We start from the raw sequence: 12,964 nt of genomic DNA, 5'->3' as shown, positions 1-12,964 counted from the left end.
TCGTCTATCAGTAGTTAAAAAAGAATTCTAGCACCTTAACTCACGCCTTGCAGTCATTTTTTGACCATTTAGACCAAAACGGCCAAATCCAATGCGCAAATTACGAAATACTAGAGTGAGGAATACATCATATAGGCTATCACTACACCAGCAACCACCAAACAGCCACCAATACGGCGTAATGTGTTATCACTTTGCTGACTTAATTGGCCAACCATGTCACGCCAGCCACGAGGAGCAAGCAGTGGCCCCAAACCTTCAAAGACTAAGACTAGCCCGATAGCCAACCAAATTGAATTTGCCATAATTTTTTACTCAGAATAAAAAAAGACAAGGCCACAAGACCTTGTCTTCCTATTATAAAGAGCTCGTTATCAGAGCCAAGCCTTTACTTAATTCGCTTTTGGATTTGCTTGGTTCATGTAACGGAAGAACTCTGTATCAGGGTCGATAACCAGTACGTCATTCTTCGAATTGAAGCTCTTCTCATAAGCCTTTAATGAACGCCAGAAACTAAAGAATTCAGGGTTCTTCGTATACGCTTCAGCATAAGTATCGGCTGCTTGAGCATCTGCATCACCGCGTAAAACCTGAGCTTTACGGTTTGCTTCAGCTAAGATAGTCGCTACTTTTAGTTCAGCACGAGCACGTAGCTCTTCTGCACGCTGACGACCTTGAGAACGGTAACTACGCGCAACCGACTCACGTTCTGCTCGCATACGACGGTAGATAGATTCGCTGATTTCATCTGGTAGGTTGATTTTCTTAATACGGAAATCCACCACTTCAATACCAAGATCTTTCGCACTATCACGAGTTTCACTTAGTACATCGGCCATGATTTGATCACGCTGACCTTCTACTTCTTTAACATCATTTTCAGGCAGTAGACCTTTAACAATCTCTTCAGCAATTTGAGTCTGTTGATCGTTAGCATCATCAGTTTTCGCAGCTTTTGGCTGCGCACTGTCTTTACCAGAGACAATTTGCTTGATCTCTTTAGCACCGATTTCTGCGCGAAGACTATCAACCACTTTACGCTTTAGTAGCGCTTCAGCCGTTGAAATATTACCGCCACCCGTTGCTAAGTAGTACTGACCAAAGTTTTGGATACGCCACTTAACATAAGTATCGATAATAACGTCTTTTTTCTCTGCAGTAAGGAAACGGTCTGCTTGATCGTCCATAGTTTGAATACGTGCATCTAACATATGAACACGATCAAACACAGGCACTTTAAAATGCAAACCTGGTGCGTAGACCTGAGCCACTTCAGTATTGTTATCTTTGATAATTCGACCGAAACGAACCACGATACCACGCTCGCCTTCCTTAACAACGAAGACAGACATCAGCAATAGAGCAATAAAAATCACCACAACTGGGATCATTAACTTACGCATAATTAATATCTCCCCTGACGACCAGTTTCTGTACGAGGTACAGGAGTCACTGGAGTTTGTGGTTCAACTTTCTCTAACTCGATACCACTGAAACTTTGACTGTCAGTTTCAGGAGCCTTCGCTTTAGGTGCTTGATTGATCATTTTATCAAGCGGTAAATACAGCAAGTTACCATTTGATTTAGTGTCAATTAACACTTTACTTGTATTGCTGTACACACGTTCCATGGTATCGAGATACAAACGCTCACGTGTCACTTCTTTTGCTTTTAGGTATTCAGGTAATAGCTTATCAAACTGAGCTACATCACCTAGCGCACCATTAACAACACGCTCAGAATAACCTTCGGCTTCGTTCTTAATACGCTCTGCACGACCAATTGCTTTTGGCAAGATATCATTGCTGTAAGCTTCGGCTTCACGAACATAACGCTCCTCATCCTCACGGGCAGCAATAGCATCATCAAATGCATCTTTTACCGCTTCCGGTGGACGAGCAGACTGGAAGTTCACATCAACAACACGGATACCCATATTATATTTAGCAATGATCTTATCAATCGCCTCTTGGGTATCAGCTCGAATTGCCTGACGGCCAGTTGTTAGTGCCTCATCCATTGTTGAGTCACCAATAACAGCACGTAGTGCAGAATCAGTTGCTTGACGTAAGCTATCATCGGCATTAGTTACACTAAATAAATACTTTTCAGCATTATCGACACGATACTGAACATCCATTTCAACTTTCAGTACGTTTTCGTCTTTAGTGAGCATTAGGCCTGATGCACGTAGCGAACGAATCGCTTGTACGTTTACTGGAATCACTTCATCAATAAAAGTTGGTTTCCAGTTCAAACCTGGTTTTACAATTTGGTCAAACTTACCAAATCGTAATACCACACCTTGTTCCGCTTCCCCGATGGTATAAAAACCAGAGAAACCCCAAACTGCAGCAGCTAATACTGCAACGGCTCCTAAACCAACGGCTCCGCCGCCAGAAGAAGACCCTTTGTTATTCCCTAAAATTCCGCCAACCTTACGACTGAGCTTTGAGAAAACTTCATCTAAATCTGGTGGTCCTTGATCGCGACCACCACGATTTTTATTGTTATTTCCCCAAGGATCATTGTCGCGGTCGCCGTTATTGCCAGGCTCATTCCACGCCATTATAGAACTCCATCAGTATGATATGACGACAGTTTTATTACTTTAGCAATCCATTAAGCAACGATAAAGTCATCTAACGAAGTACTTTCTCTTTTTTGTAACCGTGACCAATCGGCCAACTGTATGCGGATATCTATGGTCAAACAGCCGTCCGACTCATATTCTTCTCGCAAGATACAACCTAATTGATAAAACTTACTACGATAACGCCCGATCAACTCAGGTGGTAAACGTAGTGTGTGTTTTACCATGGTCCCAGAAAGACGCTCAGTTAATGCTTGGAACAACAGGTCTAACCCGATACCTTCCATAGCAGAAACCCAAACTCGACGTGGAACGCCATCGTCATCACGCTCAATACGCGGTTTGGCACCTTCTAGATTATCGATTTTATTCATCACCAATAATGATGGGACTTCGTGAGCTTCAATTTCTTCTAAGACACTTTCAACAGCATCAATATTTTCACGGAAGCGATCATCACTAGCATCTACAACATGAAGCAATAAATCTGCTTCTTGAGTCTCTTTTAGTGTTGCTTTAAAAGCCGCGACCAAATCATGGGGTAAATGACGAATAAAACCTACAGTGTCAGCTAATATTGCCGTACCGACATCTGCGACTTCAACTTTACGCAAGGTAGGATCTAGAGTTGCGAATAACTGATCGGCAGCGTAAACGCCAGCATCAGTAATACGGTTAAACAACGTAGACTTACCCGCGTTGGTGTAACCAACTAATGAGATTGTTGGGATTTCAGCTCGATTTCTCGCACGTCGGCCCTGCTCTCGCTGTTTTGCCACTTTGTCTAAACGACGTAAGATGGCTTTAATACGCTCACGCAATAAACGTCTATCGGTTTCCAGCTGGGTTTCACCTGGACCTCGTAGACCGATACCACCTTTTTGACGCTCAAGGTGAGTCCAGCCACGAATTAATCGAGTAGACAGATGACGTAACTGAGCTAATTCAACTTGCAACTTACCTTCATGGGTACGTGCTCGCTGGGCAAAAATATCAAGAATTAACCCGGTACGATCAACTACTCGACATTGGCACAATTGCTCAAGGTTACGTTCTTGTGCAGGAGATAAGGCGTGATTAAAAATCACAATATCAGCATCAACAGCGCGAACTGCATCTGCAATTTCTAAAGCCTTACCTTCCCCCACATAATATTTAGGGTGGGGAGTTTTTCGACTACCTGTTACTACACGTAGCGAATTGACTCCCGCCGAAGAGACCAACATTTCAAATTCACGTAAGTCTTCCCATTCCCCTTCTTGCGTGAAGTTGACATGAACAAGTACGGCCTGCTCACCGGCTTCATAACGGTCAAACAAGCTATCAACTCCTTAATTGAAGAATATTACTCTTCAATTTTTTCTTGAGGACGCTCAGCTGTGCCTGTTGCTGCGTGGTGATGATTCACCGGACGAGCAGGTACAACTGTTGAAATTGCGTGTTTATAAACCATCTGGTTTACAGTGTTTTTAAGTAGGATCACAAACTGATCAAACGATTCGATTTGGCCTTGTAGTTTGATACCGTTAACCAGATAAATAGACACCGGAATTCTTTCACGACGCAGCGCATTTAAAAACGGGTCTTGCAGAGATTGCCCCTTAGCCATTATTTCTTTTCCTTATTGGTTTGTAGTTGTAGTTAGCAACGAACAAAAACTAAAATACGCAAAACAGTTCTGAGTATACACCTTTATTAACCGTCATATCTTACTGAGTTTGTGACGGTTTGTAACGATGTATCCACATCCCCGCTATCCAACCACGTCAAATCTTTCCAACTTCTTAGCCAGGTGATTTGACGCTTCGCTAATTGACGGGTCGCGCAGATACCACGGAAGACCGCTTCATCTTGATCGCAATGACCGTCCAAATAATCCCACATCTGACGATAACCTACACAACGGATTGATGGCAGATCAGGATGAAGATCACCACGCTCATAAAGCGCTTTAACCTCTTGTTCAAAGCCAGCTGCCATCATTTTCTCAAAACGCAGCTCAATTCGTTGATGCAGAACAGTCCTATCCTTGGGAGCGATTGCAAATTGGTGAACTTTATATGGTAAAGCATCACCTTGAGTTTTCGTTAACTCAGTTAAAGTTTTGCCGGAAATACGGAAAACTTCCAATGCACGAGACAATCGTTGTGGATCATTAGGATGAATCCTAGCCCCTGATACTGGGTCGATTCGCACTAATTCCTCATGCAAAGCTTGCCAGCCTTTCTCTTTTGCTTCTTGTTCAATACCAGCACGGATCTCAGGATCTGCCGCCGGCAATGGAGAAAGACCTTCTAACAAGGCTTTGTAATACAGCATGGTTCCGCCCACCAATAAAGGTATGCGCCCTGCTGCAACTATATCAGCCATTTCTTTAAGTGCATCAGCACGAAAGTCTGCAGCTGAATAACTTTGCGCTGGATCACGAATATCAATAAGTCGATGAGGCGCAAGGGCCAGCTCATGAGCATCGGGCTTTGCCGTTCCGATATCCATCCCCTTATAGATAAGGGCAGAGTCGACACTAATCAACTCTACAGGTAACTCTTGGCGCAAACGGATCGCTAAATCTGTTTTGCCTGATGCTGTTGGCCCCATTAAAAAAATGGCCTGTGGTAATGGCTTACTCATATTCTACTTAAATGCTTCTATGGCTGTATGCAGATCAACGGAACGCAATAATCGATCATAATGGTCGGTTAATTGGGCTCCCCAAAGCTGCTCTAGTTCAGTCACTAATTGAATAGCTTGCGACAGTGAATATTGCTCTTGAGCAACCACACATTGTTGCGCAAACCAATCTAATAACTTATCCCACCCCTGCTGAGTTGGATCTTCAGCAATGGACCCTAAGTAGGTTAACAAATTTGGGATCAATTGTTGTAAGTTTTGCTGCCGCAAAGGCATACAAACTGACATGATAATAAGAGATTGCTTTCCTTTTGCTTTTAATTGAATTCCTAACTTCTGTAATAACGCTTGATGCTGCTGAGCCGATTCTAACAACTCAGGGCTAACAGGGATTGAATGCGGTATTAATAGTGGCTGTGGTTTCAACCCTTCGCTCTGCGCTAACTTCAGTTGTCCTTGAATTCTTAAATTTTGAGCCACCTCTAATGATAATAGAGCAAGATTTTGATTTCGGCTGACAACTAGATACTGTTTTTCAACAATAACCAATGCCTTACCTAACCCTTCAACCTCAGAACTTACACTTGAATGCTGACGAATTGGCTCGGGCATACTTGGAGCATACTCTTGCCATACATTCGATTCAGTTACTGTTGGTGAATTCATATGAGCGTCATTAAACGTCGTATCTAATGCTCGCTCTTCAACCGCGTCTGGTGTTTGAATTAAACGTTGATATGCCGCCACTTCAGCAGGACTCGGACCACCTTCAGCTCGATAGTTTGTCGTTCCGTAGTGGCGTGAAGGCGTATTTATGATGGCACCTTGCTTCTCTGAGCGATAGTCACTTGGTGGCTGGGAGTGATTAGATATTTCACGAGCTGTTTTAGTTGAACCTGTCTCGTAATGTGTCTGCTCTCGCCACTGTTTAGCAGGTTGTTTATTTGGGTAATCAGGCGTTTGCTCTATCGCTTGATAGGTTGCGTCTGGTACAGCATGATGTGAGTATTCACTATCAATATTAGCTTTTGCACTTAGACGCTGAGGTGACTGTATCTCGATAAAATCATCACTTTGCTGCAAGGCACTTTGAATACCCTGATAGATAAAGTCATGAACAAGACGAGCTTGATGAAAACGCACTTCATGTTTTGCTGGATGAACGTTTACATCAACATCGTGAGGATTGAGATCGATAAATAAAACATAAGCTGCATATTGCTCTGGCGCTAAACTGCTCTCATAAGCTTGGCGAATCGCATGATTGATAAGTTTATCTTTCATCATTCGGCCGTTTACATAGCAATATTGAATATCGTTTTGGCTGCGCGCACCTGATGAGCTGCAAATCCAACCAGATAATTTCAGATCGCCATGGGTGAGTTCAACCACTAAAGCATGTTGTAAAAAACCTTGACCACAAGCGGTTGCTAGCCGACGTTCCTTTTGCGCTTGAGTTTGTGCTACTCGATATTGACGAATAACCTTACCGTTATGACGCAAAGTAATATTCACATCGAACCGGCTTAGAGCGATTCGTTTAATGAGCTCATCAATATGGGCAAATTCGGTTTTTTCTGCTCGAAGAAACTTACGGCGGGCAGGGGGATTAAAAAATAGATCTAGCACTTCAACCGTAGTACCAACAGGATGAGCGGCTGGTTTCAGTTGTACCGCCATATCTCGCCCTTCAGCATAAGCAGACCAAGCTTCTTCTTGTTCAGCAGTACGGGAAGTTAAAGTTAGACGAGCCACAGAGCTAATACTGGCTAGGGCCTCACCACGAAAGCCTAAGCTCATAATGGCTTCGAGATCATCAAGAGAGGAAATTTTGGACGTTGCATGACGGCTAAGAGCAAGTCCTAACTCATCTTTAGGAATACCTTTGCCATTATCGCGAATACGAATAGTCCGGCTGCCACCTTTATCAATATCAATATCAATTCGGGTAGCGCCGGCATCAAGACTGTTTTCAACCAGCTCCTTAACAACAGAAGCTGGTCGTTCTACCACTTCACCTGCAGCAATTTGGTTAGCAAGACGCGCAGGTAAAATTTGAATGGGCATAATTAACTTCTTGGTATAATGAGTGTCTGACCTACAGCTAGTTTATCAGATCGTAATTTGTTCGCATTACGGATACTAGCAATACTGACCCCGTACTTAGAAGCAATTTTACTTAAAAATTCACCACGTTGCACTTTATGAGTGATCTGTTTCGGTGCTTTAACCTCAATTTTCAGTTTTTGCCCCAACATAACATTATCGGACTTAAGTTTATTGAGCGAACGAATACGGCTCATAGTTGTGCCGTATTTTTCTGCTAACTGACCTAAGTATTCACCGCGTTTTACCGTATGATAAATCACTTTCGTTGATGTTGATGACGATGAAATGGCAGCAGTTTTAGTCGCTACTGATTTTTGTGAGGGAGTACTTACTACGTTTCCTCCCCTTGGAATCACTAAGACTTGACCAATATTGACTGAATTTGATTTCAGATTATTAGCTGAGCGAATCGTTGCCATCGACACACCATAACGGTTCGCAATACCACTTAATGTTTGTCCTGACGTTACTTTATGCTTAACCGTTGAACCACGAGAAGCGAACATCGTTCCTTGTGGTGGGTTGGCTTTAAAGTAATCAACAATACCGCGATAAACCGCATCAGCAATTTTGGCTTGATGTGCAGGTGAAGTTAGCAAGCGCTCTTCAGTTGGGTTTGAAATAAATCCAGTTTCCACCAACAGAGATGGAATATCAGGAGATTTCAATACCGCAAGGCTCGCATGCTGAGGCTGGCTCTTATGTAAACGAGTGACTCGACGCAATTGATGTAATACGCTCTCTGCAACGTCATACCCTTCTTTTTGCGAGTGGCTAAATTGCAGGTCTAATACTGCACGGCTTAAGTATTTATCTTGAGAATTACCCGATAAAACATCACCGCCACCTAACAGCTCAGATTGCTTTTCACTCTGCTCCAACCAACGACCAATTTCAGTGTTTGCTCGACGGTTGTTAAGAACCCAAACCGATGCTCCACGCGGTCTTGGATTTGTAAATGCATCGGCGTGAATAGACACTAACAATAGTGCTTTATTCTTACGTGCAATTTCAGAGCGCTTACTTAACCCAACATAGTAATCTCCACGGCGAGTCATTACCGCTTCCATACCAGATGTTGAATTCAGCTTAGCAGCCAGCTTTTTGGCAATCGCAAGGGTGACATTTTTTTCATACTTACGATGTGGACCAATCGAACCAGGATCTTCACCGCCGTGGCCGGCATCAATGGCAATCACGATTTTTCCCATACTTTTTGGCATATGAGCCGTAGCCTGAGAAGTTGCCGGGGTTGATTTTGACTTATCCACGACCAAATTTGATTCACCACCAGGGTGTGGCAGATCCAACACTAAGCGATGTCCATAGCGACCACCTGGGGTCGGAGCTAGCGCAAAAATATTGGGCTTAACATCGTCTTTAATTTCAAAAACCAAACGAAAATCGCCTTTTTTAGGCGCATTACTGCTGCGGATCTGGCTTAAAATCTCACTATTTTTTACCACCACAGGAAGTTTAGTATCTTTACTCGTCGTCTTTAAATCGACGACCAGACGATCAGGTTTAGTTAGAGTAAATGTTGAATAGACTGGCTTATCTTGCATGTCTAATACAACTCGAGTTTCATCCGGAGCAGGCCATACACGCACTCCTTTGAGCTCGTTAGCCCAAACACTTGAACTGACTAAACTCGCCCCAACGATCAGTAGGTTTAAATAACTCCGTAACGCCATCCTAGTTAACACTTCTCCAAGCGTGATAGTAACTGCTCACCATATTCAGACTGAGCGGTTATGATCACTTTACGTTGCTCACCGTGATACAACATTTCTAATTCCAGATCTGGTTGTGGTAATAAACCCGTACCTTTTTCAGGCCATTCAACCAAACAGATCGCATCATTAGAAAAATAATCACGAATACCCATAAATTCTAATTCTTCAGGATCGGCAAGACGGTATAGATCAAAATGGTATACCTGCCAAGGCGCAAGATCATACGGTTCAACCAAGGTATATGTTGGACTTTTCACATTACCTTGATGTCCGAGAGAACGAATAAAGCCTCGACTAAAAGTGGTTTTACCGGCGCCAAGATCACCATGAAGATAAATAGTAGTTTGCTGTGAGCAGGCAGTTGCTAGTTGCAGACCTAACTCAACAGTCGATTGTTCATCTGCAAGAATTCGTTCAAATGTTTTCATGGTTACCGTACTATTCTGTTCGTATTGTACTTGAGTTAATTAAAATCACTCATTCATCATATTTAAGCTGTCAAACCATCAAATTGAACAGCAATTGTTGATTATACGATGATTTTTTTAATGAGGTGAATGTTTATACAAAATCCGTCAAACAATGCCAACACAAAATACGAAAACACCGATAGATTCCAAATTAGAATTACCGCCCAAATTGGCAGAAATTCCCTCTATTATTCCAGAGGTTTGCACCATCAATGACAAAACTTTGTCAGTTCACTATGTCATATTTTAGATAAATTACGGCTTAAGTTGCCAGAAGAAATCAATAATAAAAACAAGGGAAAATAGCTTAATAAAGCACTCTGACTAAATTTTTTGGTTCAATTTGTCATATCCAGACTCTATCTATTTTGTGATAAACTTCGCCCCTTTCTCTGTAACCTGTGATTCTGTTATGACTATAGATCTCAACCAACTCAGCCTCGATATCAAACAATGGGGTAAAGAATTAGGATTCCAACAAGTCGGTATTTGCGATGTGGATCTATCTCAACATGAAGCACAATTACAGCGGTGGCTTGATGCGGGTTATCACGGCGATATGGATTGGATGGCACGACATGGCATGATGCGAGCAAGACCTGATGAACTCCATCCAGGAACAGTGCGAGTCATCAGTGTTCGCATGAATTATTTACCGCCAGAAGCAGGATTTGCTCAAACATTAAAAGCACCTGAAAAAGGTTATATTAGCCGTTATGCCCTTGGTCGTGATTACCATAAATTAGTCAGAAATCGATTAAAGCAACTAGGACAAAAAATTGAGGCTGTTGTCGGTCCATTTGGCTATCGTCCTTTTGTAGATTCAGCACCGATCTTGGAGCGCCCTCTCGCGCAAAAGGCTGGATTAGGCTGGACAGGAAAGCACTCACTAATATTAAATCAAGATGCTGGCTCTTGGTTCTTCCTTGGAGAGCTTCTTATTGATTTGCCACTACCTGTGGATGAAGCTCTAGAAAATCAATGTGGTAAATGCGTGGCCTGTATGACCAGCTGCCCTACCGGAGCCATTGTTGAAGAAGGGGTAATCGATGCCCGTCGCTGTATTTCGTACTTAACGATTGAATACAGTGGCGTGATCCCTGAAGAGTTTCGTCCTTTAATGGGTAATCGCATATACGGCTGTGATGATTGTCAACTGGTTTGCCCTCACAGTCGTCATGGTGAAATCACAGAAGAAACTGACTATCACTGTCGACCAACTTTAGCTCAGCAAGATTTACTCACTTTATTTAGCTGGGATGAAAAAACCTTCCTAAAAAATACAGAAGGTTCAGCAATTCGTCGTATTGGTCATATCCAATGGCTACGTAATATCAGTATCGCTATGGGTAACGCCCCTTATCAAGAAGCCATATTAATTGCCTTAGAAGAATGTCTTGGCCTTGATGAAACCTTGGACATTCATCTTAATTGGGCCATTGGGCAACAAAAAAAGAGAAGGGATGAAAACTCAATAACGGTGATTTCCAATAAAGCGCAGCGTTTAGTTCGGATTATAGAAAAAGGCTTACCACGGGATGCGTAAGCCTTTAGAAGTAGAATATATATTTATTTGTGGTTAGCTAACTCAACCAAAGTTATCTTTTCTGCTAATTGCTCTGGTGTCAGCGTATTAAGTAAGTGGGCATTTTCAGCATTAATCTGATTGGTCTCTTCAGTTCGCTGACGAGCGGTAAGACGAGTTAATTGAGCCACCAACTCATTGGTTAACTCAATATCACGTTTTACCTTAAGCTCCTTAGTGTGAGTATCAAGAGCCAACAAGGTTACTTGTGAGTTGATCTCTGCTTGATAGTGCTCATCAGGAATAGCAGCAGCATTAAACTGAACATCTAATACAATATCACCAATTTTAACCACAATAAGGCATCCGCCAGCTTCTGTTGCCAATAAGCCTAGTTCAACCGGTGCGGTAGTTAGAGTTTCAATCTCAGCACGAGTTAATCCCCCAAGGCCAATAAAAATCTCATTACCTAAATCACGACGACATAGTTCTATCATAGCACCATCATCAAACTGGAATGGATGTTGCTCCACAACTTGCCCTAACTGCAAGGACACTGAGCAGTTATGGTCGTGGTTATCGTGGCCATGGTGACCGCAGCAATGATTGTGGTGATGATTTGTCATCATGATCTCCTAGTAAACGCATTTCGACTTTACCGATAAGTTTAACCACTTCTTTCTAATAAACAATCTAGCCAAGTTTTAAAACACTATTACTCAACAGTAATGATCACATCAAGAAAGGAGGGGAAGAGAGACTAATCCACTTTGCCAAGATTAATTAAGCCTCTATTGCTCTATATAGCATTGAGGGGTTAAACCAAAATCAGAGAACAGCCGCCACAAAGACTAAGCACCAGTAGAAGAATGCTGTTGATGACTTGATATGTGGATAAGTAAATGAGGACAAATAATGCAGTTAATAGTGTGGAAAAAGTTCTTATAGTAGGAATTTTGAGGGAAGGATCAAAACTTTAAACACAGGGTGTGAATAAAAAGATACAGAGGGTTATCCCAAAGCAAAATATATTGATCAAGCTGTATATAACTTATAGCAAACTATAATATTTACCATATTTTACATACACTTACCCTGTGAATAATTCTTTGGATAAAATAAGGAAAAACATTCAGACTTCGGACTAAAAAAATTTATGCACACCTAGGCGCCACATCTAATCAACTGAGTTACCCACAATATTACTAATGTGGATAAAGCTGTTAAACCATCTATGATTTTTTTTATCTTCTGCTAACAAGGCAATGTTATACCTAACTTATTAACAGGTTTTCCTGGTCTAAAATAAAGAAATAGTTAAATCCATTTAGCAACCTTTATTAAAGGGCTAAATAACTATGACTACATTGGGAAAAGAGCGTATGGATAGCCAATCCACTCAATACTTAACAGCCTGTCCTAGTATCAATACCGAAAAAACAAGACGCAAAAAACAACCGATAAAGGCTGCTTGATCAAGTTATTAAGGATAGCTGAAGCGATTGGCTTCTAATATGGGCCTTGCTTATTGCAAGCGCACTTGAGGTAATACACTAAGCGAACCGGTCATACGAGAACCTTAGGAATACTACATGAGACGAATACTTCACAGTATACGTTCACCGATAAGTTCGATGATAACTTAAATTGGAGCGACACACGAGGTTCCTGATCTTCGAGGAACTAGGCGTGACCTCAACCTTGGCAAGGTTGCGCTCTACCAACTGAGCTAGTGTCGCAATTTCACTGTTAGGTACAATGAGAACCTTTAATTTGGAGCGACACACGAGGTTCCTGATCTTCGAGGAACTAGGCGTGACCTCAACCTTGGCAAGGTTGCGCTCTACCAACTGAGCTAGTGTCGCAATTTCACTGTTAGGTACAATGAGAACCTTTAATT

At 42.1% G+C, this 12,964-nt stretch carries 11 protein-coding genes and 2 tRNA genes; 1 reads left to right on the top strand and 12 read right to left on the bottom strand.

The window, feature by feature from the left end; genetic code table 11:
- Positions 1-110: 110 nt before the first annotated feature.
- From CTN07_RS17955 to tsaE, 9 genes are all read right to left on the bottom strand, one after another.
- On the bottom strand, positions 111-305 hold the full coding sequence (locus CTN07_RS17955) for a DUF2065 domain-containing protein (RefSeq protein WP_167543631.1): 195 nt from the start codon (positions 303-305) through the stop codon (positions 111-113).
- Positions 306-392: 87 nt separating this feature from the next.
- Positions 393-1,403: a protease modulator HflC gene (hflC, locus tag CTN07_RS17950; RefSeq protein WP_005301641.1), complete on the bottom strand. Its 1,011-nt coding sequence runs from the start codon at positions 1,401-1,403 to the stop codon at positions 393-395.
- A 2-nt stretch (positions 1,404-1,405) separates the two neighbouring features.
- Positions 1,406-2,569, bottom strand: a complete 1,164-nt coding sequence (gene hflK / locus CTN07_RS17945) for an FtsH protease activity modulator HflK (protein WP_036764508.1) — start codon at positions 2,567-2,569, stop codon at positions 1,406-1,408.
- Positions 2,570-2,622: 53 nt separating this feature from the next.
- On the bottom strand, positions 2,623-3,912 hold the full coding sequence (gene hflX / locus CTN07_RS17940; protein ID WP_005301649.1) for a ribosome rescue GTPase HflX: 1,290 nt from the start codon (positions 3,910-3,912) through the stop codon (positions 2,623-2,625).
- Positions 3,913-3,938: 26 nt separating this feature from the next.
- Entirely contained in the window at positions 3,939-4,202 is a 264-nt protein-coding gene (hfq, locus tag CTN07_RS17935) for an RNA chaperone Hfq (protein ID WP_036764510.1), read from the bottom strand.
- A gap of 86 nt (positions 4,203-4,288) precedes the next feature.
- Entirely contained in the window at positions 4,289-5,224 is a 936-nt protein-coding gene (miaA, locus tag CTN07_RS17930) for a tRNA (adenosine(37)-N6)-dimethylallyltransferase MiaA (RefSeq protein WP_005301655.1), read from the bottom strand.
- A 3-nt stretch (positions 5,225-5,227) separates the two neighbouring features.
- A complete protein-coding gene (gene mutL, locus CTN07_RS17925; RefSeq protein WP_107183736.1) occupies positions 5,228-7,291 on the bottom strand; it encodes a DNA mismatch repair endonuclease MutL in 2,064 nt (687 codons plus the stop codon).
- Positions 7,292-7,293: 2 nt separating this feature from the next.
- Positions 7,294-9,027 carry an N-acetylmuramoyl-L-alanine amidase gene (locus CTN07_RS17920; RefSeq protein WP_005301660.1) on the bottom strand — a complete coding sequence of 578 codons (1,734 nt, stop codon included), beginning with the start codon at positions 9,025-9,027 and terminating at the stop codon, positions 7,294-7,296.
- Between the two features lie 5 nt (positions 9,028-9,032).
- Positions 9,033-9,497 carry a tRNA (adenosine(37)-N6)-threonylcarbamoyltransferase complex ATPase subunit type 1 TsaE gene (gene tsaE / locus CTN07_RS17915; protein WP_036764512.1) on the bottom strand — a complete coding sequence of 155 codons (465 nt, stop codon included), beginning with the start codon at positions 9,495-9,497 and terminating at the stop codon, positions 9,033-9,035.
- Positions 9,498-9,951: 454 nt separating this feature from the next.
- Between tsaE and queG the strand changes: the two genes are divergently transcribed.
- The gene (queG, locus tag CTN07_RS17910; protein WP_036764514.1) at positions 9,952-11,085 is read left to right on the top strand and encodes a tRNA epoxyqueuosine(34) reductase QueG; all 1,134 of its coding nucleotides are present in this window, start codon (positions 9,952-9,954) and stop codon (positions 11,083-11,085) included.
- Between the two features lie 23 nt (positions 11,086-11,108).
- Here queG and CTN07_RS17905 read toward each other — a convergent pair whose 3' ends face one another.
- The 3 genes from CTN07_RS17905 to CTN07_RS17895 form a co-directional block, all read right to left on the bottom strand.
- The gene (locus tag CTN07_RS17905) at positions 11,109-11,693 is read right to left on the bottom strand and encodes a hypothetical protein (protein ID WP_157132369.1); all 585 of its coding nucleotides are present in this window, start codon (positions 11,691-11,693) and stop codon (positions 11,109-11,111) included.
- A 1,019-nt stretch (positions 11,694-12,712) separates the two neighbouring features.
- Positions 12,713-12,803: transfer RNA gene (locus CTN07_RS17900), tRNA-Gly, on the bottom strand.
- Between the two features lie 35 nt (positions 12,804-12,838).
- Positions 12,839-12,929 (bottom strand) — tRNA-Gly (locus CTN07_RS17895).
- Positions 12,930-12,964 lie beyond the last annotated feature (35 nt).

Origin of the sequence: Photobacterium damselae, from assembly GCF_003026815.1 — a bacterium.
GTDB classification, from domain to species: domain Bacteria; phylum Pseudomonadota; class Gammaproteobacteria; order Enterobacterales; family Vibrionaceae; genus Photobacterium; species Photobacterium damselae.
This window is presented reverse-complemented; position numbering and strand designations above follow the sequence as displayed.

Bases quoted from the DNA above. Each gene is read 5' to 3' on its own strand.
- CTN07_RS17955 (WP_167543631.1), bottom strand. From the start codon at position 305: ATGGCAAATTCAATTTGGTTGGCTATCGGGCTAGTCTTAGTCTTTGAA.
- hflC (WP_005301641.1), bottom strand. From the start codon at position 1,403: ATGCGTAAGTTAATGATCCCAGTTGTGGTGATTTTTATTGCTCTATTG.
- hflK (WP_036764508.1), bottom strand. From the start codon at position 2,569: ATGGCGTGGAATGAGCCTGGCAATAACGGCGACCGCGACAATGATCCT.
- hfq (WP_036764510.1), bottom strand. From the start codon at position 4,202: ATGGCTAAGGGGCAATCTCTGCAAGACCCGTTTTTAAATGCGCTGCGT.
- miaA (WP_005301655.1), bottom strand. From the start codon at position 5,224: ATGAGTAAGCCATTACCACAGGCCATTTTTTTAATGGGGCCAACAGCA.
- mutL (WP_107183736.1), bottom strand. From the start codon at position 7,291: ATGCCCATTCAAATTTTACCTGCGCGTCTTGCTAACCAAATTGCTGCA.
- CTN07_RS17920 (WP_005301660.1), bottom strand. From the start codon at position 9,027: ATGGCGTTACGGAGTTATTTAAACCTACTGATCGTTGGGGCGAGTTTA.
- tsaE (WP_036764512.1), bottom strand. From the start codon at position 9,497: ATGAAAACATTTGAACGAATTCTTGCAGATGAACAATCGACTGTTGAG.
- queG (WP_036764514.1), top strand. From the start codon at position 9,952: ATGACTATAGATCTCAACCAACTCAGCCTCGATATCAAACAATGGGGT.
- CTN07_RS17905 (WP_157132369.1), bottom strand. From the start codon at position 11,693: ATGATGACAAATCATCACCACAATCATTGCTGCGGTCACCATGGCCAC.